The sequence below is a fragment of the Leptospira jelokensis genome, from assembly GCF_004769635.1.
Classification (GTDB): domain Bacteria; phylum Spirochaetota; class Leptospiria; order Leptospirales; family Leptospiraceae; genus Leptospira_A; species Leptospira_A jelokensis.
The window spans coordinates 80,079-102,609 of sequence record NZ_RQGH01000028.1 but is presented as its reverse complement, the minus strand read 5'-3'; the positions used below and the strand labels follow the sequence as shown (position 1 = coordinate 102,609).

Annotated in this window: 26 protein-coding genes; 12 read left to right on the top strand and 14 right to left on the bottom strand. The window is 36.2% G+C overall.

Annotated features, from left to right (window positions below; all coding sequences use genetic code 11):
- Genes EHQ62_RS14465 through EHQ62_RS14440 form a run of 6 tightly spaced genes read right to left on the bottom strand, consistent with a single transcriptional unit; the run spans position 1 to position 5,339 of the window.
- Positions 1–840 (bottom strand): LB_053 family protein, encoded by an 840-nt coding sequence (locus EHQ62_RS14465; RefSeq protein ID WP_135644042.1) that lies wholly within the window; start codon positions 838–840, stop codon positions 1–3.
- Entirely contained in the window at positions 833–1,651 is an 819-nt protein-coding gene (locus EHQ62_RS14460; RefSeq protein WP_135644039.1) for a DUF58 domain-containing protein, read from the bottom strand. Before EHQ62_RS14460 ends, EHQ62_RS14465 begins: the two co-directional genes overlap by 8 nt.
- 1 nt (position 1,652) lies before the next feature.
- Complete coding sequence (locus EHQ62_RS14455) at positions 1,653–2,633, bottom strand: AAA family ATPase (protein WP_135644036.1); 981 nt, start codon at positions 2,631–2,633, stop codon at positions 1,653–1,655.
- Entirely contained in the window at positions 2,624–3,943 is a 1,320-nt protein-coding gene (locus tag EHQ62_RS14450) for an LIC20035 family adhesin (RefSeq protein ID WP_135644033.1), read from the bottom strand. Before EHQ62_RS14450 ends, EHQ62_RS14455 begins: the two co-directional genes overlap by 10 nt.
- Entirely contained in the window at positions 3,940–4,482 is a 543-nt protein-coding gene (locus EHQ62_RS14445) for a PaaI family thioesterase (RefSeq protein WP_015679356.1), read from the bottom strand. The genes EHQ62_RS14450 and EHQ62_RS14445 overlap by 4 nt, the downstream gene beginning before the upstream one ends.
- Entirely contained in the window at positions 4,479–5,339 is an 861-nt protein-coding gene (locus EHQ62_RS14440) for an alpha/beta fold hydrolase (RefSeq protein ID WP_135644030.1), read from the bottom strand. The genes EHQ62_RS14445 and EHQ62_RS14440 overlap by 4 nt, the downstream gene beginning before the upstream one ends.
- Before the next feature lie 93 nt (positions 5,340–5,432).
- Here EHQ62_RS14440 and EHQ62_RS14435 point away from each other — a divergent pair, with 93 nt between their 5' ends.
- Positions 5,433–5,861, top strand: a complete 429-nt coding sequence (locus tag EHQ62_RS14435) for a hypothetical protein (protein WP_135644028.1) — start codon at positions 5,433–5,435, stop codon at positions 5,859–5,861.
- A 242-nt stretch (positions 5,862–6,103) separates the two neighbouring features.
- Here the strand turns inward: EHQ62_RS14435 and EHQ62_RS14425 are convergent, their stop codons facing one another.
- The 4 genes from EHQ62_RS14425 to EHQ62_RS14410 are packed head-to-tail and all read right to left on the bottom strand — an operon-like array spanning position 6,104 to position 9,563.
- A complete protein-coding gene (locus EHQ62_RS14425; RefSeq protein ID WP_425269543.1) occupies positions 6,104–7,378 on the bottom strand; it encodes an NAD(P)/FAD-dependent oxidoreductase in 1,275 nt (424 codons plus the stop codon).
- On the bottom strand, positions 7,378–7,839 hold the full coding sequence (locus tag EHQ62_RS14420) for a low molecular weight protein-tyrosine-phosphatase (RefSeq protein WP_135644394.1): 462 nt from the start codon (positions 7,837–7,839) through the stop codon (positions 7,378–7,380). The genes EHQ62_RS14425 and EHQ62_RS14420 overlap by 1 nt, the downstream gene beginning before the upstream one ends.
- Entirely contained in the window at positions 7,802–8,509 is a 708-nt protein-coding gene (locus EHQ62_RS14415; protein ID WP_135644020.1) for a M48 family metallopeptidase, read from the bottom strand. Before EHQ62_RS14415 ends, EHQ62_RS14420 begins: the two co-directional genes overlap by 38 nt.
- Positions 8,496–9,563 (bottom strand): putative porin, encoded by a 1,068-nt coding sequence (locus tag EHQ62_RS14410; RefSeq protein ID WP_135644392.1) that lies wholly within the window; start codon positions 9,561–9,563, stop codon positions 8,496–8,498. The genes EHQ62_RS14415 and EHQ62_RS14410 overlap by 14 nt, the downstream gene beginning before the upstream one ends.
- 178 nt (positions 9,564–9,741) lie before the next feature.
- On the opposite strand from EHQ62_RS14410, the gene EHQ62_RS14405 reads away from it, so the two are divergent.
- The 4 genes from EHQ62_RS14405 to EHQ62_RS14390 are packed head-to-tail and all read left to right on the top strand — an operon-like array spanning position 9,742 to position 12,619.
- Complete coding sequence (locus tag EHQ62_RS14405) at positions 9,742–10,668, top strand: ParA family protein (protein ID WP_135644017.1); 927 nt, start codon at positions 9,742–9,744, stop codon at positions 10,666–10,668.
- Positions 10,652–11,362: a ParB/RepB/Spo0J family partition protein gene (locus EHQ62_RS14400; RefSeq protein ID WP_135644013.1), complete on the top strand. Its 711-nt coding sequence runs from the start codon at positions 10,652–10,654 to the stop codon at positions 11,360–11,362. Before EHQ62_RS14405 ends, EHQ62_RS14400 begins: the two co-directional genes overlap by 17 nt.
- Before the next feature lie 7 nt (positions 11,363–11,369).
- Positions 11,370–12,020, top strand: coding sequence for a DUF1569 domain-containing protein (locus EHQ62_RS14395; protein WP_135644010.1), 651 nt, complete (start codon positions 11,370–11,372; stop codon positions 12,018–12,020).
- Positions 12,017–12,619 carry an NADPH-dependent FMN reductase gene (locus EHQ62_RS14390; RefSeq protein ID WP_135644008.1) on the top strand — a complete coding sequence of 201 codons (603 nt, stop codon included), beginning with the start codon at positions 12,017–12,019 and terminating at the stop codon, positions 12,617–12,619. Before EHQ62_RS14395 ends, EHQ62_RS14390 begins: the two co-directional genes overlap by 4 nt.
- Here the strand turns inward: EHQ62_RS14390 and EHQ62_RS14385 are convergent.
- On the bottom strand, positions 12,570–13,640 hold the full coding sequence (locus EHQ62_RS14385; protein WP_135644005.1) for an acyltransferase: 1,071 nt from the start codon (positions 13,638–13,640) through the stop codon (positions 12,570–12,572). The genes EHQ62_RS14390 and EHQ62_RS14385 overlap by 50 nt on opposite strands.
- Positions 13,641–13,751: 111 nt before the next feature.
- Between EHQ62_RS14385 and EHQ62_RS14380 the strand changes: the two genes are divergently transcribed.
- On the top strand, positions 13,752–14,183 hold the full coding sequence (locus EHQ62_RS14380) for a Crp/Fnr family transcriptional regulator (RefSeq protein ID WP_135644003.1): 432 nt from the start codon (positions 13,752–13,754) through the stop codon (positions 14,181–14,183).
- A gap of 2 nt (positions 14,184–14,185) precedes the next feature.
- Here EHQ62_RS14380 and EHQ62_RS14375 read toward each other — a convergent pair whose 3' ends face one another.
- Together EHQ62_RS14375 and EHQ62_RS14370 are read right to left on the bottom strand one after the other, a co-directional pair.
- Entirely contained in the window at positions 14,186–14,437 is a 252-nt protein-coding gene (locus tag EHQ62_RS14375; RefSeq protein WP_135644000.1) for a hypothetical protein, read from the bottom strand.
- A gap of 2 nt (positions 14,438–14,439) precedes the next feature.
- On the bottom strand, positions 14,440–15,942 hold the full coding sequence (locus EHQ62_RS14370) for an HDOD domain-containing protein (RefSeq protein WP_135643997.1): 1,503 nt from the start codon (positions 15,940–15,942) through the stop codon (positions 14,440–14,442).
- Between the two features lie 87 nt (positions 15,943–16,029).
- On the opposite strand from EHQ62_RS14370, the gene EHQ62_RS14365 reads away from it, so the two are divergent.
- Positions 16,030–16,557 carry a hypothetical protein gene (locus EHQ62_RS14365; protein ID WP_135643994.1) on the top strand — a complete coding sequence of 176 codons (528 nt, stop codon included), beginning with the start codon at positions 16,030–16,032 and terminating at the stop codon, positions 16,555–16,557.
- 457 nt (positions 16,558–17,014) lie between these two features.
- Here EHQ62_RS14365 and EHQ62_RS14355 read toward each other — a convergent pair whose 3' ends face one another.
- Positions 17,015–18,292, bottom strand: coding sequence for an STAS domain-containing protein (locus EHQ62_RS14355; protein WP_135643988.1), 1,278 nt, complete (start codon positions 18,290–18,292; stop codon positions 17,015–17,017).
- Positions 18,293–18,469: 177 nt separating this feature from the next.
- Between EHQ62_RS14355 and EHQ62_RS14350 the strand changes: the two genes are divergently transcribed.
- From EHQ62_RS14350 to EHQ62_RS14330, 5 genes are all read left to right on the top strand, one after another.
- Positions 18,470–18,775, top strand: a complete 306-nt coding sequence (locus tag EHQ62_RS14350; protein ID WP_004788037.1) for an HU family DNA-binding protein — start codon at positions 18,470–18,472, stop codon at positions 18,773–18,775.
- A gap of 41 nt (positions 18,776–18,816) precedes the next feature.
- On the top strand, positions 18,817–19,269 hold the full coding sequence (locus tag EHQ62_RS14345; protein WP_135643986.1) for a VanZ family protein: 453 nt from the start codon (positions 18,817–18,819) through the stop codon (positions 19,267–19,269).
- 77 nt (positions 19,270–19,346) lie between these two features.
- Positions 19,347–20,963, top strand: coding sequence for an FAD-binding oxidoreductase (locus tag EHQ62_RS14340; protein WP_135643984.1), 1,617 nt, complete (start codon positions 19,347–19,349; stop codon positions 20,961–20,963).
- The gene (locus tag EHQ62_RS14335; RefSeq protein ID WP_135643981.1) at positions 20,963–21,604 is read left to right on the top strand and encodes a TetR/AcrR family transcriptional regulator; all 642 of its coding nucleotides are present in this window, start codon (positions 20,963–20,965) and stop codon (positions 21,602–21,604) included. The genes EHQ62_RS14340 and EHQ62_RS14335 overlap by 1 nt, the downstream gene beginning before the upstream one ends.
- Positions 21,604–22,530 carry a diacylglycerol/lipid kinase family protein gene (locus EHQ62_RS14330; RefSeq protein ID WP_135643978.1) on the top strand — a complete coding sequence of 309 codons (927 nt, stop codon included), beginning with the start codon at positions 21,604–21,606 and terminating at the stop codon, positions 22,528–22,530. The genes EHQ62_RS14335 and EHQ62_RS14330 overlap by 1 nt, the downstream gene beginning before the upstream one ends.
- The last annotated feature ends 1 nt before the right edge of the window (position 22,531 follow it).

The following is a 22,531-nucleotide window of genomic DNA, read 5'->3' as shown; positions in this document are numbered from 1 at the left end:
TTATACTAAAAAGTCCTTTTTGATTTTTTCCCAAACTGCCTTTGCTTTTTCTTTCGTAAGGATCACATCGTTTTGGTTGTATTTTAATTCTCTGAAGTACATTCTGATCTCACGTATCAATGCGTCGGGAATGTGTGTTTTGTCATGGATCGTAGAAAGGAACATAGAATCTGTTTGTCCAAGAAGATTTTCGTTTAACTTTTCAGAGTACACTTCCTTTAAATATTCACTGATTTTAAAGGTTAATTCTTTTTCCAAAATGGAATCGGCTTGTAGATATTGTTCGATACTTTGTAAACGTTTTGTAGATTCAGGGAGGATTGGATTTTTTTCCCAAATGGCATCTACAACTTTTGGTTTTGATTTCCAATACAAATATAAAGCATACAATCCATATAAATTGATGCAAGTAAAGAGGATGAGTCCGAGTAGCCTAAGTAGATAAGGCCCTGAAAACAAAAGAGGTGGTTCGATATCTTCAATATCAGTTTCTTTGCCTGTTAAATTAGAGGAAACAACGATTTTAAGTTTAGACTTTACTTCTTTTCCATTTTCTTTCCATACTGTGGGTAAATAAAATTCCCCAGCCATAAAAAAGATAATGGTTGCTATAAGTTTGTTTTCAGTTTTCTCTACTGATAAAATTTCTAAAACTGGTAACGATTCATCTTCGTAGAGTTCTCCGGCTTCCAGGATAACATCTGTTACCGAGTCATCTTCCCAACTGATTTCGTATTTAACTTTGTCACCAACATAGATTGTATCGTTAGTGAGGAATTCCTTAGGGGATGCCAATAAGGCAGAAAAGAAAAATAAATAAACAAGTATCAATTTATACATTGTTTTTCACTTTGAACAAAGGTAATATTTGGTTGTGGAGTTTGGCACTTGGATCGATTTGGATTAAATTTTTTCCAAAAATTGACTTAGCAGCAAATAAATCATTATTGTATGTCGATTTGTTTTCTTTCATCGATTTAGATTCTTGAGAGATGGCCCGAAAGAATCTAAGAGAAAAAGGCATATCTATTTCATCGATTGCATCTTTGATCCAGATTCCGTATTGTTCCCATAATTTAGGAATTGTGAATTGTTTTGACCATGATGACACATTCATAAAATCGCTCAGCCAGTAAGTAACAGCATATTTTGGATGGATTTTGAAAGCGTATTGGTAAGCTTGCAAATAGTTCGTTTCAATGCCTGCTTTTTGTTTTTTTAGTTGGTCAAAAAAAGTTAAAATTTCCGTTTCCGTTTTAAACCATTTGCCTGAAGAGAAAATATGATCGGAAAAACTGACAATGAATAGACGGTTACCAAGTCGAATATGGAATAATGATAAAAATAAAGCAATTTGAAAAGTTGAGTTAGCCTTTGTTTCATCCATCGAAAGGCTTGTATCAATGAAGAGAATGACCGTCGCATCCTTTTCTTCAAAAAATTCTTTTGTGTGTAATTCTCCTGTTCGTGAAGTTACATTCCAATCAATATAACGAATGTCATCACCATACTGGTAGTTCCGTACTTCCTTGAAATCTAAACCTCTGCCTCGATCAGCCGTGAACAAAAGTCCTTTTCTGTTTGAAGCAAATTTCTTTTTTGATTCCCATTGCAAAACTTGCAGTAGTCTTTTTAACTCTGGGTTAAGCATTTTAAGGAACTTCCGTTACTGATAGTATCCTTTTGACGATAGAATCTGTGCTTATATCTTCACTGATCGCGTCAATGGTGAGGTGAATTCTGTGTTTGACGATTTCTGCGAAGAACCTTTGGATGTCTTCAGGGATTACGAAAGTTCTCCCTTCCAATAAAGCATTGATTCGGCTTACTTTAAGCAAAGCTAAACTTGCTCTTGGGCTTACACCGTGAAGGATATAAGTTTTCAACTCTGCACTGTTAGTTGAATTTGGGCGCGTGTTTCTCGTTAAATTAACGATATAGGAATAGAGTTTTGGATCTACAAAAACATGGTTGGAAATTTCTGAAATCTTTTGGATTTCTTTTGGATTCATTGATTTTTTTGGAGATTTTTTTTGGTAATGAACATTGCCATGTTGGTGCAGAATTGCAACTTCTTCATCAAAATTTGGATAACCAACATTTACTTTGAACAAAAACCGATCCAATTGTGCTTCTGGAAGTGGATAGGTTCCTTCCTGATCAATTGGGTTTTGGGTTGCGATCACAAAAAAAGGAGGGTCAAGATCAAAAGTTTGGTCAGCGATGGATACTTGCCTTTCTTCCATACATTGTAATAGAGCTGATTGTACTTTCGCAGGTGCCCTGTTGATTTCATCCGCTAACAATACATTGGTGAATATTGGACCTTTTCTAATCTCAAACGAAGAAGTTTTTGGATTGAATATATTTGTTCCAATAAGATCTGCGGGTAATAAATCTGGTGTGAACTGTACCCGGGAAAATTTTGCATCGATAATGGATGCCAAATTTTTTGCTACTAAGGTTTTTGCAAGCCCAGGCATCCCTTCCAAAAGAACATGTCCGTTTGCAACGAGGCCAACAAACAACGATTGGATGACATTTTCCATCCCAGAGATTGATTCTGCTAATTCTGACCGAATCAATTTGATTTGGTCAGAGATTTCTTTGATTTGTTCTTGGTTTATTTGCATTGTGAAGCAGTCATTTTTGGCATTGGCTTATCGATCATGTAATATTCTGTTTTTCCACCGATTGTCCAACATCCCATTTTCCTTCCTTGTGGTTCTACTGGTCCTTTTCCTAATTCTCTTCCATCTTCGGAATATTCTGTTGCATCTTCCGTTGATCTGATGACCATTCTCTTTTTACCAGAGGGATAAAAATAAGTAAAAGGTATGCTTGGTTTGTAATTTAATTTTAAGTCTTGGAGTTCTTCGTCAATTTTAACAAGAGAAAAAAATAGTTTTCCTTCACCTAAAATTTTTCCAGTTTGGTCATACACTTTCGCGGTTTCTAACATACTTTCATTTGCCATGTTCCCATGATACGCAACTTGACCGTTTTTGTAATAGAACTTCCATTCGCCAGTGCGAGTGTGTTTTCTAGGTCCTTGTCCAAATAGTTTTCCATCAGGATAGTATTCTTTCCAAATCCCTGACCTTTCATATTTGATATCTAAATTTTCTGAGTTCTCTTTTTTAGAGTAATTCCCTTCTGCTAATAAATTTCCCTTCCCGCCAAACATCTTCCAAGGTCCAGTCCGAACATCTGCAACATAACTTCCTTGAGATTCGATAACACCATCTTTGTAATAGTTAATCTCTAAACCATTTTTTAAACCATTTGAGTATGAAACTTTTGTTTTGATTCCGTTTCCATCGGCTCCTACGAAATGATAGAGCCACTCCCCTTCTTCTTCATTGTCTTTGAAGGCTCCTTTCTCAATCCACTCACCTTTGCTATTTTTACGAAAGTAAGGTCCATTTTTTTTATCATCTGCATAAGTAGTTTCTGATGTCACATTTCCTTGTTTGTCGAAGGTTTTAGCGACACCTTCTTTTTTTCCGTCAATCCATGGAGTTTCTGCAATGAATTTCTGTGGGTTTTCAGGGTCAGGTTTTTTCCAAATTCCAGTTTTTTTCCCATCAATGTATTCTCCAACTTGATCGAGTGTTGATTTGAATTTAGGATTTTCAGGTGTGGAACCAGGTTGTTCAAATTGGATGTATTCTTCCCAAATTCCATGTTTAGGTAACGATTTGATTTTAGGTGGAGCAAATTTTGCCACTTGGTCTTCAGTGCATTTAGTGCCACCACATTCTGCCTTCACTTCTCCAACAGCTCGGATTCCACCAGAATTTTTAAATCTTTCTGTGCGGATCCATTTTCCCTTTGTTAATTTTAATTCAAATTCCTGGTCACCAGACCCATCTTTCACTGATGCACCAGAACATTGGATGAGTAGTGTAGTGATTAGTATTGTGTAAAATTTTCGATTCATGTTTCTATCCTGTCAAAGAGATGTGCTCGTTTCAATTTATTAACAGATAATAATTCATTCGCAATCGCTATTTTTCCACCAGTCAATTTTTCTGAGAAAAATCGAGGAGGTAAGATGTGGAATGCGCCTTCACCTTTGACATAAAGAATTTCTCCATTCAGAGAAGTAAGTTCACATTCCAAAAATACTTTGCGTTTTGCTTTTTTGATCGGCCATGCTCGGATGAGTAATTCTGTTTCGACAGGTGTGGCCTTGTGGAATTTAAAACTCATGGTATCAGTCATAACGATGTAACCAAGGTGAAAACATAATCCACCCATTGCCTCGTCTAACATGGTTGATAAGATCCCACCATGTACAAAGCCAGGTGCTCCATTATACAATTTTTTGAAATTATAAGTAAAGTTTACTTCCCCTGTTTCATCATGGAAAGTGAAATCAGCAACGAGCCCAAGGGGGTTTTCCTTTCCGCATCCAAAACAAGTGTCGTGGTGAATTTCAAAACCATGCCGAGATGGATTTTCGATTGGTGATGTCATGAATTTTCCTTTGTATCGTGATCATTTAAAAATTGTAAAATGACATGTGCTACCTTTTCTGGATGGTCCATGTGTAAATGATGGCCTCCACTTAGGGTAATTTCCGTTAGATTTTTAACGGCAGATTTTCTATTAGGATAAGCGTTTGCAATTGGAAAATTTGATTTGTCACCTAATATCAGTAATGTAGGGCAATTGATCCTTTCACAAAAGGATACAACTTGTTCCTCTGTATAACGAAAAAAAGAATTAAAATGCAATCTAAGATCTCTTCTCGGTTTTAAACCTCGAGGGGTTTTTTCAATCCCTCGTTCCATTAGTAAAGATGCAGAATCTTTTTCCATATCCCCTGCTCTTAGTCTTATGGCAACCGCGGATTCCATATTTGGGAAATAGGTCTCTTTTTTCCCTCTTGGGTGCAATACTTGTTTGATTGCTTCTGCCATAATGTCTGGAGCTGACTCAGAGACATTTGTAAGTGGGCCTAATGCTTCGATCAACACCAAGTTTTTTATTTTAAGTAAATTTGTGCCTGCAACTAACGTGGAAATGGCGGCTCCCATCGAGTGAGCCATTAAAATAAAGTCTTCTAATCCTAAGGTTTGTGCAATGGATACAATTTCTAGAGCATATTCTGCAAAATAGTAAATTGAATTTTCTGGTTTATGGCTAGACTTGCCATGGCCAGGAAAATCAAAAGATAAGAACCGATAGTTTGGGAAATACTTCGCGAGTGGAGCAAAGCTATTGGCATTGTCCAACCATCCATGAAAACAAAGGATTGGAACACCTTGTGGATTCCCCCACTCTATTCCCTCGATTGTGTGGAATTTTGTGCGAATTGAAATCGGCAACATAAACTAAGGGTTTTTCCAAACCTTCCCATTGTAAACATTTATCTTTACTATTTGCGCTTGATTCTTTTTCTCGAGTTTGATTTTATTTCTGGTATGAAAGTGCTCAGATTTATTTTTTCAATTCTCTTGGTTTCGTTTGCTTTGAATGGTGAAACTAAAACAAAACTTCCATGTAATTCGCTGATTGAATGTGATAAAAAAGCAGATCTCACTTCGATTCATAGAAAAAAAATCACCTTTCTTTCTACGGGGATTGAAGAATTTTCTAAAGACGCCGATATGAAATTGCTGATTTCATTGTATTTAAAAAGAACCAGATCCATCATCTTAGAGGCAAATGGTGAAACTGGTTATACAGGAGAAATCGTATTAAAGGTAAGCCATAAACCTGAATATAAGGCGACACAACTGAAGAAAGCGGAAGAAGACATTTTGTTCGTAGAACAAAACATTTGCCATTGTTCAGATGATCAAAAAAAACAAATCGAAGAACTCAAAGTTTTGCATAAAAATTCGCAATGAAATTAAAAAATTTTTCTTTTCACTTAATATTTTTTTTCTTCAGCTGTTCAGAGATTTCTAGAGAAGATCAAATAAGAGAAGAATGTGACACTACTCGCTATAATAGTTACCTGTATATGATTCCTCTATTGCAAAGGCATGCACCGATTGGAGTTACGGAAACAAATGCTTTATATTGGGTTGGTAATACGGAAATTACCTATAATAAATGTATTTCTGAATCCAAAAAAAACCAATTGAATTTAAGGTCTAATTGATAGGTCTTGCACTTCTTCTTGTATGAGCCGCGATCCGGCTCTAAACGTGAGATAACTCCAAACCCAACTGAGTAAGGTGCTCACTTTATTTTTAAATCCAACTTGGTAAACCAAGTGAACAAATAACCATCCTAACCAACCTAAAATTCCTTTGAGTTTGAAGATCCCAAATTCTGCAACGGCATCAGTCCTTCCAATTGTTGCCATATTCCCTTTATCGAAGTACTGAAAAGGTGGGGTTTCTCTTTTTTTGTCAAGGTTTTGAATGTATTTTGCAACATACCGACCTTGCTGCATGGCAACTGGCGATACACCGGGCAGAGGTTTCGCCAATCCTTTACTAAAATTTGCTGCATCCCCTATCACAAAAACCTCTTGGTAATCAAGTGTCTTGCAGTATTCGTCGACTAAAATTCTATTCGACTTATCCTTGTTAAGCGATAGTTTCTTTGCAAGATCTGAACCTTCTACTCCTGCTGCCCAAATCACTGTTTTAGATTCGATGACTCGGTCTTTTAATACAACACCTGAATCGGTGATGTCCAGAACTGGTGAATTGGTTAAAACTTCTACTCCCCTATTCTCCAATTTTGATTTTGTAAATTGACTTGAAGATTCGCTAAATGCACTTAATACTCTTGGGCCAGCTTCAATTAAGGTAACTTTTGTCATTCCAGAATCGATGTTTCTAAAGTCTTTGCGGATGATATTGTGAGATAATTCCGCGATCGAGCCCGCAAGTTCTACCCCTGTAGGTCCACCACCTATGATAACATAGTGCATCAGACTTTTTGCTTTTTCATAATCACCAATCAGTTCCGCTTGTTCAAAAGATAATAAAATTTGCCTTCGGATCGACAAAGCATCCTTTAAGTTTTTTAAACCTAAAGTTTTGTTTTGCCATTGGGTATTCCCAAAGTAACCTGTTTTGGCTCCTGTTGCTAGGATTAAGTAATTATAAGATTCAGTACTATTTTGGAATACGATTTCCTTTTTTTCAAAATTGATATCAGATACTTCTCCAAAAAGGATTTTCACATTTTTATATTTCGTAGTGATCGACCTAGTTGGGATCGCAATGTCTGCAGGTGACAATACTGCTGTGGCAACTTGGTATAAAAGTGGTTGGAATAAATGGTGATTTTTTTTATCTACAACAACGATTTCATAATCACGATGATTCGCTAAAGATTTAATGACTTGTAACCCACCAAAACCAGCACCAATGATAACTACTTTCTTTTTTTGTTTGGACACAATCATTCTCCTAAAAATTTAAGAAATCCAATGGAACAATCTTCCACTAAATTTTGCACTGACTCGAAATCTTTTTCTGTTCCATAATAAGGATCGGGAACAATGTCTGATCCTGAACCGGATCTAAATTTTGCAAATTTAAAGATTTTGTTTTTTATGGATTCCTCTTTTATTAGACTGATTACTTCTTTAAAGTTCTGATCATCCATAACAAGTAAATAGTCATATTCATATAAATCACTATGTTTTAGTTTTCTAGACCGATGGGTAAGTTCTATTCCTCTTTTGAGCGCAACTTTTCTTGTTCTGGGGTCGGGAAGTTCTCCATCATGGTAACCTGAGGTACCACAAGAATCGATTTCAAATTTAGATTCTAAGTTTTTTATTTTTACTAAATTCCGAAATGCACCTTCCGCGGCAGGTGATCTACAAATGTTTCCAAGGCAGATAAACAATACTTTGATTTAAGTAATAAATATACTTTTTCCCGGTGTCTTTTAGCCATTTTTCTGCAAGTTTGTAATTTGGATTTTGCGAATTTACAATCTCCCAAAATTTTTTAGAGTGATTATGCTCTAAGGTATGTGCCATCTCATGTAAGACGATATATTCAATTACGAAATCAGGGCAATGTACCAAACTTAAGTTGATTGCGATTGCGTTTTTTGAATTACAGCTTCCCCATAGTGACCGCATCGGTTTAATTGATACTTTGGTTACCTTTGTATTAAATTTTCGTTCATACTTCTCAATGATTGGATTTACTTTATCTTGGAGTAATGATTTAAGAATTAATTTCGCTTTCTTTTGTCGTTTTAAGTCAGGAAGGAGAGAGTGGATAAAAAAACCATTTTCTGGATTCCAATAACATCCTTTCTCTATGCTTAAAATTGGATACATTTTGCCGAAGATTGGAAATGATTCCCCTTCTGTGAAATTAAGTTTGGTTGGAAAGTCTTTTGGTAAGTTTTGGAGTTTATTTTGTATCCATTCTCTTTTTTCGCTTAAAAAACTCTCAATCTGGTGTTTTGGATACCTAACTGGATGTTTTAATACAACACGTCCGTTTTGGTAAACAGTTAATGATAAATTTCTACCTTTTGTAATTTTCCTTTCGATATTAATTGGTTTCATTACTCTCTGGTTTATATTTTGAAGTTTCGGGTTCCGTTTCAGAATGATTATCCCAATTTATTTTGTTTAATACCCCTATTTCAAGGGAATAATCTTTTATGTTGATGTGTGATTTGAACCCTGAAACTAAGTTTGATGACAAGTCTGAAACAGTTAAGCCTCCCTGTGAAGTGAATCTACCTTCTGAAAAAAATCGTCGATGATTCACTCGAAAATAACTGAGCCAGTTGGGATAAAATTTGTAACCAATTTCTAATTTGGATGACCATCCAAATCCATAATTGTCTGAGAAAAAATTGATATTCCTTTGGATATGAAAATCTCTGGTTTTGATTCTGCCAATTGATGGCATAAAATTTAAATCGAAATAGATATCTCCTTTGGAAAATCGATAACCACCACCATAAAAAACCTCCCATAAATCATTTGAGAAACTTAGGCCAATTCCGATTGGAGTATAAATCACTGGAGTTGATTCTATGAATTGGTTCACATCATAAAAAAGGTATTTGAAGTATGAATAGCGGACACCTGTAGATAGAAAAAATCCAGAGCCATCTTTCCAATAATCTGGACTTGCTTCTTGGAAATAATACCTTCCGTAAATTTCGAATCTATTTTCTACAATTGTGGATTTTCCTTTTCCATCGGCAAAATTACGGCTACCAGAATAAACTGTAGCAGAGTCTCTGTAACTCCATTCTCTAGTTGCAATATTCGTTGTGTTTTCGGTGGATATTGTTCCCAAAAGAAAATCTTCATCTCTGGCTTCTCCTGATTTTTGGTTCCAACCGGTTGTTTTTAGTTTTCCATTGATTTCCCATTTGTCTTTTGTATAGATCCCTTGGATTCCAAATAAAGTAAAAGTTCTTGGAAATGAGATCCTTGACCCACCTCTGATACCAGACAAGTTAGGGAACTTATTTCCAGTTTCAAAAATATATTCACCTCCAGATTTTTCTAAAGAAGGCCCCCAGATCACTTCAGGGAATAGGGATCGATTCAAAAATAGCAAACTGATTAAAAATAAGGAAATTTTGGAAAATTCTGGCACCAACTTAAGTTCCAAATTACCTAATTGTTGTAAATTCGTTATTTAGTTCAAGTGGTGCATTTTCCGGGTCGGTTGTTTGGGTTTTTGGTATCAGATACCTAGGGGTGAAATCATTTCACCCCTAGGAGACATAATTAAATTGACATCTGATTTGCAAGTATGAGGGTAAAGAAAGTTTATGAGTAAAGCGGATACTGTTTTTGATCTGGAAGCGGCCTCAAAATATGTAGGCCTTGGTCTAGTTGACTTTCAGAGAAAAGTTTCTGAGTTAAAAGTTCCAGGTTGGAAAACAGGGGAATTTAAAAGGTCAATTTTATCAAAATATTTTGAAATCAAATCCGATGAAGGTTTTGATAGTAGTGTGATTGCAATTTCAAATCAAAAGGGTGGGGAAGGGAAAACGACGATTAGTCTTTATTTGGCCGAAGCTCTTGCAGAAAATCACAAAGTATTATTAATTGATTGGGATCCGCAGGCAAATGCAACTCAGCTGTTTTTGAATGATGACGTTCCTTCGGTTATGGATTACCTTGGGTATCGAGGCAAAAAATCAAAAGATATCATGCCAATAATAAAAAATGTTTCCGAGAACTTTGATTTATTGCCTTCCACATTAGAACTGGCAAATTTAACCACTCCGTATGAAAGAGATGACTTTGAATTGTTAAAAGAAGCGATATTACCAATTCGATCCAGTTATGAATATATCATTATCGATTGCCCTCCGTCATTAGGTTTGATCTTAGAAAATGCTTTGATATGTGCGGATTTTATTTTGGTACCAATACAAACCAGGGCCTTTAGTTTGCAGGGCATAAGAGATCTTCATGAAACAATTTTAAAAATTCAAAGAAAGGCTAACCAAAGATTAAAATTACTCGGTGCGGTTTTGAATCAGTTTGAAGGACAAAAAGCATTGGCGGGATTAGCTGAAGGAGTGAAAAAATATTTTCCAGTATTTGAAACTGTGATTCAAAGAAGAGAATCAATTCCTCAAGCACAAGCAAAGATGAGTTTTTTGGCGAAAATTGATCTTGCCACTATGAAAAACTTTCGGGAACTAGCCGCTGAAATTAAGGAAAAAATCAATGTCGAAAAAAACTGAATTTCAAGCTTTAGATTTAATCTCCGCTTATTCTGAGAAAAAGAAGAATCCTTCTCACCTTGAATTAAGTCAGATTTTCCCAAATCCTACCCAACCAAGATTAATTGGTAGAGAGGATACTTCCGATTTATTACCTTCAATGGAAAGATTGGGACTAATTGAGCCAATCTTAGTTCGAAAAGATAAAGGTAAGTTTTTAATTGTTGCTGGTGAACGTCGCTACAGAGCCGCACTCAAATTAGGATGGAAAGAGATTCCGGCTATCATAACCGATGCTAATGAAGATGTCTGTTATGAGATGTCCTTAGCAGAAAACGAAAAAAGAAAGAACTTAAATCCGTGGGAAGTGGGGAAAGCAATACAGTTTCTAAGAAAAGAAAAAAAGAAAACTGCTGATGAAGTTTCTATATTATTAGGCTATAGCGAAAGATATGTAAAACAACTCAGTAGCATTGCGCGTTTAGACCAAAAGTCTGTGATGGAATTAATGATAAGTGGGAAACCACTTTCGGTAAAAAATTTAGAAGAACTTTTAAAAAGAAAAGAGAATAGGGGGGGTGAAATGGTTTCACCCCGGAATTCTTCAACCCAAAATAAGATCAGTATCAATGTTGGGAAACTTAGTGGGAAATTAAGAGAGAGTTTTTTAAAGGATTTAGCATCCCTAAAAAAGAAATACGGTATCAGCGAATAGAGGAAAAATGAAATCAAATTTGAAATTAAAAACGATAGATGATATCGAAAGAGAATTAACCATCATTCTTGCCTGCGAAAGAAAACAAAAATCAGATATTACATTATCACAAATTTTTGATTTTTTGGCAGAATCAATTGAGGTGTCAATTCAGGGTATAAGTTATAATAAAAAACGGACAACAATTAATAAATTATTAGGGAAGTACAAGTTTGCCAAATTAATTTCTACAGGGAATTACACCAAGGCAAACCAAATTCCTGGATTTCCACCAAGAGATTTAGGAGATGCTCAGGCAGCAGAACTTCGATTAAAAACTTCATTAACAGCATTTAAGTTACACTCCGGTCCATTTGCCGAACATCAAGTTTTTGGAGAGTTAGACAAAAAACAATGGGAAAGAGTGCATAGTATTCTTGCGACCTACCTATTTGGCTACATACAACTGTTTGGTGATGAAAAATTAAGATTTTTAAAAGACCGCGAAAACAAAAAAGATAAAAATTTCGCGGAGAAAAAACACCACCATCACCAAGGACAAAAGAAAAAAGAGGATAGAGGTGATACAAAACCTAGCGGTCATAATAGTAGAAAATGGAAAAACAAGAAGAAATTTCACTATAAAGGAAATAAAAACCAGGGTGGTGGCCCTAAATGAAAATTTCAATTATCGCTGGTAGCCATAGAAAGAATTCACAATCATTAAAAGTTGCGAAATTTTTAAGTAACAGTTTAGAGTCAAACGGTGTTGAAGTTAAACTCATTGATTTAGGCAGTCATCCATTGCCTGTTTGGGACCCTTCAATGTGGGAAAAGGATTCGGATTTAAAGAAGTTTTGGTTGGAATATAGCAAAGGATTGTTTGAGTCGGATGCCTACATTTTCGTTACCCCAGAATACGCTGGAATGGCGAGTCCTGCTTTGAAGAATTTCTTTTTGTATTTATCTGGTGGGGACATTTCTCATAAACCTGGTTTAATCATTACAGTTTCAAGTGGAATGGGTGGCAGTTACCCAAATGCTGAACTTAGAATGTCAAGTTACAAAAATACAAGGATTGTTTACATTCCTGACCATGTCATTGTGAGGCATGTAGAGTCTGTTTTAAATGGAGAAACACCCGTTTCAAAGGATGATGAATACATTCGTGGTCGTCTGAACTATGTATTAAAAGTTCTAGTAGAATATGGCAAAGCATTTGTCTCCATCAGGAATAGCGGCGTGATTGATATAAAATCTTACCCCTTTGGATTATGAACGATGTAAGTATTGGAATCCCTACATTTAATAGAAGGGTAAACAAATAACCAACTATCGGCCCTCCAAATGTATATGGATCAATGCTGTGCATAAAATGAATGATGAAGGGGTGTAACAAAAATATATACAAACTATTATTACCGATGTAGTTGATTGTATTTTTAATTTTTGGGCTTAAGCCAAACAAATGATTCCAAACAAAAATCATGATAAAAATTGGATAGAATAGATGATGGTTTTTAAAATCGATTTGAAATGAAAAACTAAAAACATAGATCATTACGAGTACCAAGAGCAGATAAACAAATAATATAAAATTTGGCTCTGGTTTGGGATTGGTCTTAGTTGGTTTTGATGTGCCAATGGATAATCCCAGGACAAAGAAAAAAAGGTAGTTAAAAATCGAAATAGAATGATAATCCTTTGGCAAATAAGGATCAAAAAATCCTAAGTTTGAAACAAAATTAATGAAAAATGAGAAGAATAAAATCCATTGTTTCCATGATTCTCGTAAGAATATCGAATTCATGAAATAAAAAACTAAGTAAAATTGTAGGAGAAGCGGAACAAAGTAAAAAGGTGTGAAAACTTTTCCAAAAAAGAAAAAATAAACGAATTCATAAACACTATGGTCCTTGTATTTGATGAAGTAACCTAAAACAGAAAATGCGAAATAAGGCAAAATCAAATGGTATAATTTGGAATTCCAATATCTGCTTTTCTTCTTTAAAAAAATTGCAGAAGTCAAAATGAAAAGAGGGACTGAAAACCTGGATAAATTCGATAAAAATAACGTGCTTTGGATCACCAAGTTGTCATTTGGATGGAAAAATTGGAAATAGGAATGAATGTGAATCATTACGATTCCGATCATTGCAAATCCTCGTAAGATATCAAAGCGGATCTCTCGTTTTTCCTTTGAATCACTCGGAGCTGGAAATTCAACAGGGATCTTAAAAAAATAAACTGTAAGTGATGTAAGCCCAGCTAGTAAGATCCCTAGGTATTCCCATTCCATAACGTAAGATGTCCTTTTGTCACATTTTCTTTTGATATTTCTCAAAGGAAAGGAAAATGAATTCAGATTTTAGTCAAAATGACCAAAAATAGATATAGGAGTCACCATTTTATGAGCAAACTCAACATTCCACCGAACCAGAGGATCTTCAAAGAAGGGGAGTTGAATAATGCTATGTACATTATCTTGCAAGGGAATGTTGAAATATTTTTCACAGTGAATAATAGTCAGACAAGGCTTGCTTTGATGAAACCTGGAGACTTTTTTGGGGAGATGGCTTTATTTAGTTCGAATCCGCGAAGTGCCACCGCAAGGACAATTACAAACTGCGAATTGGCAGTCATAGAAAGCAAACAACAACTAGAAAACTTTTTAGTAAAAAATCCAAAATTTGCAGCGAAAATGGTTTCGATTATGGCAGATCGACTTGCCAAAACAAATGAATTATTAATTACAAGTATGGAAAAATCAGTAGCGAAAAAGATAGAGTTTAGTACAGAATTAGGTGGTGATTTAAAATCGGATATTGGGGCGACAGGTTAAAATTAACCGTAGATAGAAGGTAGGTTTTTTTTGACCAATGTAAGCTCTAGGATAGGGGCATAACTCAATAGGTTTTTTAAGTTTACCACATGTCCTTCCGCCATCACAAATTCTTTTAAGATTTCTAAGGTTTCTTCAGGAGGCAAACTAGAAAGAAAAGGATACTCGGGATGGCCAACTAAATTGAATTCATCGGCTAAATTTGGGTCTTCCAATTCTTTTTCATCTAAACGAAGTAGTTGTTTCCATTCCATATTTATATAAAGAGATTTTGGTACTCTTCCCTATGTTCCTCGAATTTCAGTTTAAACCGATCTTGCATTTCACGAAATTCTTTTTCAGAGTGAATTTCAAAATAATCCAATACTTCGGGTTCAACAGTAAAATAATTCCCTTTTCCTTTGCCTATATTTGCTAAGATGTCCGCAAGGTAGATGATCTGGCAAAGGATATTGTTTCTGGATTTGCATTGCCAAGGTTTGTGATGGAACCGGATCACGTCTAAAATTTCTTCGGGGAAGTGCCATTTTTCGGAAATCAAATAACCAATCTCAGAATGTGTTGTTCCTACTGTGTATTCTTCCACCCATTCGGATATTTCCGTGTTATCATCACTCCTTAAAACTCGTATTTGATTCACCTGACTCAAATCTAGTGATAACAAAACCATTCTTCCTAAATCATGTAACAAGGCGGCAATTGTGGCCGTTTCTAATAATTGAATGTGTTTCCTTTTCTCTTCCAATAAGAATTTTACATACATGGATGCTTTAAAGGAATGGGTCCAAACTAAAACTTGTTTCGCATAACGAGAGTTAAGTATTTTTTTTGCTCCCAATGCAAGGAAAATTGACTCTAGATTTTTTAAACCAATTCGTTTCACTCCTTCTACGATCGAAACAATTGATTTATGGACACCAAACAAGGGGGAATTGGCGATTTTAATGATTTCTGCTGAAATGGCCGGATCTTTTTCTGCTTCCGAAGCGATTTCTTGAAACGTGACATCCTTTTTCTTTGCGATTACGATGAGTTTGCTGATTTGAGAGGGTAGGGGGGGCAAGGAATTTACTTCCCGAATCAAAAGTTCTTTGATTCGCGTTTGGTTTTCTTTTGGGATCAGTTGTTTTGGGATCCGAATGATGACTTCTGTATACTCTTCCTCAGTCACCAGTTCAAAAAACTGATTCGGAATGCCTGAGTTACGGAGAAGGATGTGGATGAGCACGATCCCAAGACCAGAACTTTCTTCATTATCCACGGACTCACGGTACGCATCATTGATGTTTTTGTATTTGATTGAGGCTTGTACTCGTTTTAGAATCCTGTTTTTCTCTTCTGGAAGGATTTTGGCATTATTTCGAACTCGAAATTCAATGAAATCTTCTTGGTATCTGGTACTTAAGGAAATCTTATAATCTGTTTTTTCTAAGGATAAAAAGACTCGTTTGCGGTTGTGTCCAAACTCGTCTTTGTACAAAGCAATGCCTTTGGCATAGTCCTTTTCATTCCACAAGTCTAACCCTTGTTCGGAGAAGAAAACACGTTTCCCATTTGCCTTACACCCATTGACCAAAAGTTCACTGAGAATCGTAAAGAGAATTTCGTGAAGGAATTCGAGCGAAATGCTCCTCACCACACGACCGATCCATACGTCTAGTTCCGGGCAATCAATCTCCGAAAAGTGAACGTATTCTTTTTTGATCAATTTTCCAGAGAGGAAGTCCTCCTGGAAAGTCATGAGTGGGGGAATCGCCATGATAAAACTGTTTTGAACCTTGTTTCCCTTTTTGAAAACCGAAAATTTTATTTTGAAAATTACTTAAAAAAACCGATAATAGTAACTATGGAACTCTCGAAAAAATCCCTTCTATTTTCCCTTGTGTTCAGTTTAGCAGTTGTTTCAATCTCTGCCCAGGACACAAAACCACAAACAACTCCCACTGACGTGAACCAAGAGAATCACGATGCCAAAGAAGGCCAAGATAAAGAGTTATTCGAGTACTATTATAAAACACGTCCTGAAAATTTACCACCTAATAAAGCGAAACTTGAGTATAACTTAATTAAGACGCTCAAAAAAGAAATCATGAGCCGTGACTACTCAAAAGAATCCGCAGAATCTATCAAAAAAATCGATGCGACCAATATCCAATACGAAAGGGTTTACCGTGAGAGTAAATGGTTACGTGGATTTATGACTCAAAACACTCACTTAAACTATATGGAGTTTATGTATGTAGTTAAGTATGATAAATATATGTGTTTTGTTACTTTTGATGTGAATCCTGAGAATTATTTACAGCAATCACGTCAGTCTCAACTTGTTTTTGTTGGGAAGGATAAATTTGAAATAACCATCCCGAAACCCTAATAGTCAGAAAAACAACTGTTAGAGCAAGAAAATAATAGAAACTATACTGAAAATATTTTTCTAAGTTCTCAAGTAAGGGGAGTGGTTCATCATTCCCCATAATTCTAGAAATTGCAGTCTTCTTACCTAAAATCCATATCTCTTTTTTATAAATTTCAATCGAATCACCTAACCTCAGTTTTTTATAGATGGAATAGGGGATCTTTTCCGTGGATTCAAAAAGTGAGCCATTGCTCAAACCAAAACTATAGTGGCATTGGTATGCAATGGGAAACTGATTTTTGATCCTGGATAATTCTTGCACTCTTGCAAAACTTCTATGTTTTTCGTCCACGAGTTGGGTCGATTCTTCTCGGAGAGATAGATTTTCAAAGTGAACTAAGGAATAAAATAGAGTAAGAACCAAAAAGGAAACGAAAACCGAGTTGGAAATCCAAACGGAAGTTCGTGGTGTCATCTAGGAATTAGATGGCTCCTCAAAAGACTTCAACGCTTCTTCTCTATCTGGGTAAAATTGGAACGCATTTGATAATCCCAATAGATGGAATACTTGTAAAATCGAACTGGTAACGCCAACTAGGGCCATTTCTTTATTTCGTTTTTGAAGGTTCATTTTAACATCTAATATCATTCTGATCCCCAAACTTGAAATGTAGCGAAGTTCAGAAAAATCTAAAATCAGATGTTTACGGTCTGCACCAACCATTTCATCTAAAATCGTTTGTGTGATGCGATCAAGAGGACCTGATTCCATTCGTCCTTTGATTTGAACGATGACAGTTCCATTGATGCGTTTTTGTTCTATTTCGTATGGTAAGTCCTGCATGGATTCCCCTCTCTTTAGTGGAACAACTACAAATAATTTCTCAGGCGATAATCGAACCATCGCCTTTGCATATGGTGGAAACGGATAATGCCTCTCAGTGAGAGAATCCACGGCCAAACCACCATTCATTTCGGAAATAACTTCCACTTGATCCAAAGCCCTAAAATCTGCCAAGGAAAACTCTGTTTCTCGAGATTTGACTCGTATTTCTCGGGAATAAACATGGAAAAAAGGCTCATGTTTGGAAAATGGAGGGAATTTTTTAGGGAAACAGGAACTGATCCAACCTGTAGAACCTGCACCTGTGTACACAAGTAATCCAGAACATTTTTGTTCTTCCTTTTTGTCCAAATAAGAAATCCAAAACCTCGAAGTTAAATCCGGGCTATTATTGCGGATCGATAGTTCGCAGATCGCCGGTACAGTTTTGAGTTTGGTTCCATTTGGATAAATGATTTCGGTATCAAGTAAAGACCAAGATTCCAATTTCGTTTGTTTGAAATTAGTACGGACTGCTTCTCCTAATTCTTCAGCAGTGAACCCAAGTAGTGCACCAACGGATGAATCTGGATCGGAATTACAACCAATTAGGTGTGTATTCCCCACTAAATGGGCAACATAAGTGAAGTGGTTGTCGCCACCATGGGCAATTACCAAATCATAATCCATTCCACCTTCTGGTTCAAACTGTTCCCGAAACACAAAGTCTGCCTTAGGGAATACATGTGTTTTTAGGTACTCTCTGGAACGAATTTGCCTTTCATGGGATTCAAATGTCCTTTGGAATACATCTGGATTCTGTTTTGTGACTTCTTTATAGGATTGGATGGACCCGTAAGTTTCCAAATCCAATTCGTATTTAGTACGTTTGAATACGACGACAATCTTCTTATACTTGAGAGAAGCCATGAGTTTTGGAAGAAATTCCCATTTTCCTTAGGAAAATAAAGGTTTTTTTCAAAAAACTACGTTTTTCTTAGGAAATCCTAAGAAAAATTGTATCCAAAATCAATTTAATCTTGTACCAAAACAGGTAGTTTTGTAAATAATGTGTAACCGTTAAATGGTTTAGAGGAAAATCAAAGTATGGCAACAACTCCTACCCCAATGAAAAAGTCCGAAATGCTAAGTGAATTAGCAGAAACAACTGGTATGACCAAAAAGAATGTAGCAGCATTTCTTGACTCTTTTGTTGAACTCGCATACAAAGAAACAAAGAAAAATGGCGCTTTCGTCATTCCTGGACTTGGTAAATTGGTAAAACGGAATCGTCCAAAACGAAAAGGTAGAAACCCTGCAACTGGTGAAGCGATTGTCATTCCTGCAAAAACAGTTGTGAAATTCACTCTTTCAAAAACTTGTAAAGACGCTGTTGTTCCACCTAAAAAATAAAGGTACCGTTTCTCCCAGGAGGACAACCACCTGGGGATACTATGGATAAAAAACCATATCCATTTTTACCATTTGAAGATTCTCTCGTAGGAGAGAAGATTCTCATTGTTTGGCAAGAAAGCCATCATTCTGAAAAAAATCTAAAAGAACACCTTTTATCTGCTCTCAATTTAAAGGAAGACCAGTTGGTTTTTACGCCCAATGCCGTAAAACAAAAGTTAATGGTGTCCTTCCCAACGGAAATTCGAAACTTAATTGCTGAAAACCGAAGTTCTGAGATTCCCACATTACTCGTAAACATAGCGAAAGGAAAAACAACAGCAAACCCTGACCCATCTGTTGACATAACGTTTGAGCTCATTGAATGGCTGTTAACTGGTTTCGATTTGGATGAAGTGCTTCGAGAAACCTTGTCCTTGTTATTTGGAACAAATTTAAACCTCGAATTTTTGATTTCCGTTCGGGCCGAATACTTTAAAGAATTCCGAGGGTAAAGCAAACTCAAATTTTTTGCTTGTCAATTTATGAACTTGGTTCAAAAATTGGAGCAAATAAGCAATTGGATACCACTATGCAAACTCGAAGCATTTATAAATGGGGATCACCGGAAGTCGAAGAAAAACTCCCCTCACACACGTTAGATTTTTTAAACCATCAATTCCCTGTATCAAAAGAATTTAAGTCATCTTTGCCAAAAGGAGAATTGCCTTTAAAACCACTTAAAAAATCAAAACTAAGTCAGGTGGTAATAACAAAACTTAAAAAAATTGTTGGGAACGCCAATGTTTCGTTAGATGATGGGAACAGGGCAAGGCACTCCATTGGAAAATTTTATACCGAAATTTACAAAGCAAGGTTTGGAGAAGTAAACGATGTCGTTGATGTCGTTGTTTCTCCCAAAAACGAAAAAGAAATCGAAGAGATAATTTCTCTCGCCAATTCCAATAAAATTCCAGTCATCCCTTTTGGTGCAGGTTCAACTGTTACAAAAGCTCTGCAAGCTCCCAAAGGTGGGATCTCTCTGGATCTATCCAGGCTCAATCGGATTTTAGAATTTAACGCGATTGATTCAACTGTCACAGTGGAGGCAGGTGTTTATGGACCAGTACTTGAAAAACATTTGAATGAAAGAGGTTATACTTGTGGTCACTTCCCACAATCATTTGAATTTTCAACTGTTGGTGGCTGGATTGCTGCCAAAGGTGCAGGGCAAGCATCGACAGGCTATGGGAAAATAGAAGATATATTACTTAGCATCACAGCAATTACACCTTCAGGGAAATTTGAATCCAAAGCCTATCCTGCGGCTTCCATTGGTCCCGATTTGTTTCGATTGTTTCTTGGAACAGAAGGGAGTTTTGGAGTCATCACAAAAGCCACATTAAAAATTCGAAAGTACCACGTAGAGAACTCTGCGAAAGGATCCTTCATTTTCAAAAACTTTGAAAAGGCTGTGGAGACGATGCGTGAAGTGATGCAAGGTGGATTTGGGAAACCACATTTCTTTCGGATTCAGGATCCTGAAGAAACCGATATTTCCTTTCATATGAGTGGATTACATGGTGGGAAAGAAGATCTGTTTTTACGATTCATTGGATACAAACCAATGCAACGTTCTCTCATGCACATCATTGTCGATGGTGATCCTAAATACACAAAAGAAGTATTAAAGAAAATCAAAAAAATTGCAAAACGGAACGGTGGATTTTCAACTGGCGAATCTCCGGTTAATAAATGGTTACACCAAAGGTATTCGAGTGCTTATCTCCGCGATTATTTAATGGATGAAGGGATTCGTATCGATACATTAGAAACTGCAGTGAATTGGTCAAATTTGCACACATTATGGGAGAATACGAGAGGGTACATCAAAAGTTTTGAGAATACATCTTGTATGGTACACATTTCACATGCCTATGAGAACGGAGCCAATTTATATTTTATTTTTATTAGCCCTATGAGTGAAACAGGTGAAGAGTCAAATTTTATAAAATTCCATAAAGGGATCATAGATCATATCCACGAGAATGGTGGTTCGTTGTCACACCATCATGGTATTGGAAGGATGTTATCACCTTGGATGGAAAAAGAAGTAGGAAAAGAAGGCCTTCGCATTCTATCATCTTTGAAAAAAACTTTTGATCCAAAGGGAATAATGAATCCAGGTGGACTGTTAGGATTGAAATAATGGGTGTTTCGGAACGGAAAAAAAGAGAATTTGCAAAAAGGGAAGATGACATTCTAAGTTGTGCGATTGAACTTTTTCGCACAAAACATCCATCCTTAGTGAAGATGGATGATATTGCGAAACATTTAGAAATTGGTCGTGGGACGATTTACCTTCACTTCAAAAGCAAAGACGATTTAATGGCGCGTATCCAGTATGAAGACTATGTTCGGTTACGAAAACGTTTAGAAATGGCATTGGATGAAAAAACAGCTATTGAAATGTCCAGGCGTGCCATTAGAGCCTACATTGAACATTGCCTTGGCGACAAACATATGTATGTGGTCGCTAAACAATGTGGTGTCAATTTGAATATTGAAAATGTATCTGAAGATCTGCGAAAGATGTTAACAGATGAAAGGTCAAATCGGTTGTCTCTTTTGGAAAAAATATACAAACAAGCAAAACAAGAAAATTTAATCAACTCGCGTGGCACTTATCCGAATGTGGCAGTTGCATGGGGGATGATTCGTGGTGCTGTGGAAGTGATCCTTGATGGTCATTTCCAAAATGAGATCAAAAGTGAAAAAGCTTATTTAGATACGATCGAACATGTTTTATTTTTTGGTTTATTTTCGGGTGGAAATAAAGGAGAAACGTGATGAGAAAGATAAAGGTGATTTTAAATCCAGTTTCAGGTGGAGGCCTTTCCGCAAAAGTATGGAAAAAAATCGAGCCAATCCTCATCCAAAAGGGAATTCCCTATTCATACGAAGCCACCACAAAAGAAAAAGCAGCCAAAGACATTGCGAAAGAAGCCGTCAAACAGGGGTTTTACTGGATCGTAGGAATTGGAGGTGATGGAACTTTTTCCAACATCATCAATGGGCTTTTTGAAAATGGAAAAATTATTAACAAAAATGTAGTATTTAGTCCCATCCCTGCTGGAAGGGGAAATGATTTTATCAAAACAGTAAAAGTTCCTAAAAATCCCGTCAAAGCATTGGAACAAGTATTAGTTGGAAGTGAGAGGATGGTCGATTTAATCGATGTTACCTACACAAAGTCTGATCAATCAAAAGGAAAATATCTATGTTTAAATTTGGCCGATTTTGGAATGGGTGGGGAAGTTGTATACCGAGTGAACCAATCTAAGTTAGGCAAGTTCATTGGTGGGAAAGCCGTCTTTTTGTTTTATACAGTGGTTTGTCTTTTTTCCTATACAAACAAAAAAATTACGTTAACACTTTCAAAGTTTGAAAAGATCACCAATAAATGTAGGTTAATCGTTTGTGCAAATGGCGAATATGCTGGCGGAGGTATGTGGTTTGCCCCAAAAGCAAAGTTGGATGATGGTAAAATGGATTTTTTAGCCATCCAAGATGTATCGGTATTTGAAACCTTACGAAAGTTTGGAAATCTTTACCAAGGGAAATTATCGGATGATGCAAAGGTGATTTCTAAACAAATTTCCGAACTCAAAGCAGAATCGGATGAAGATGTATTTATAGATGTAGACGGAGAAAATATGGGCCAACTCCCTGCCGAGTTCAAAGTCCTACCTAAAGTATTACCGATTAAATGTTAAT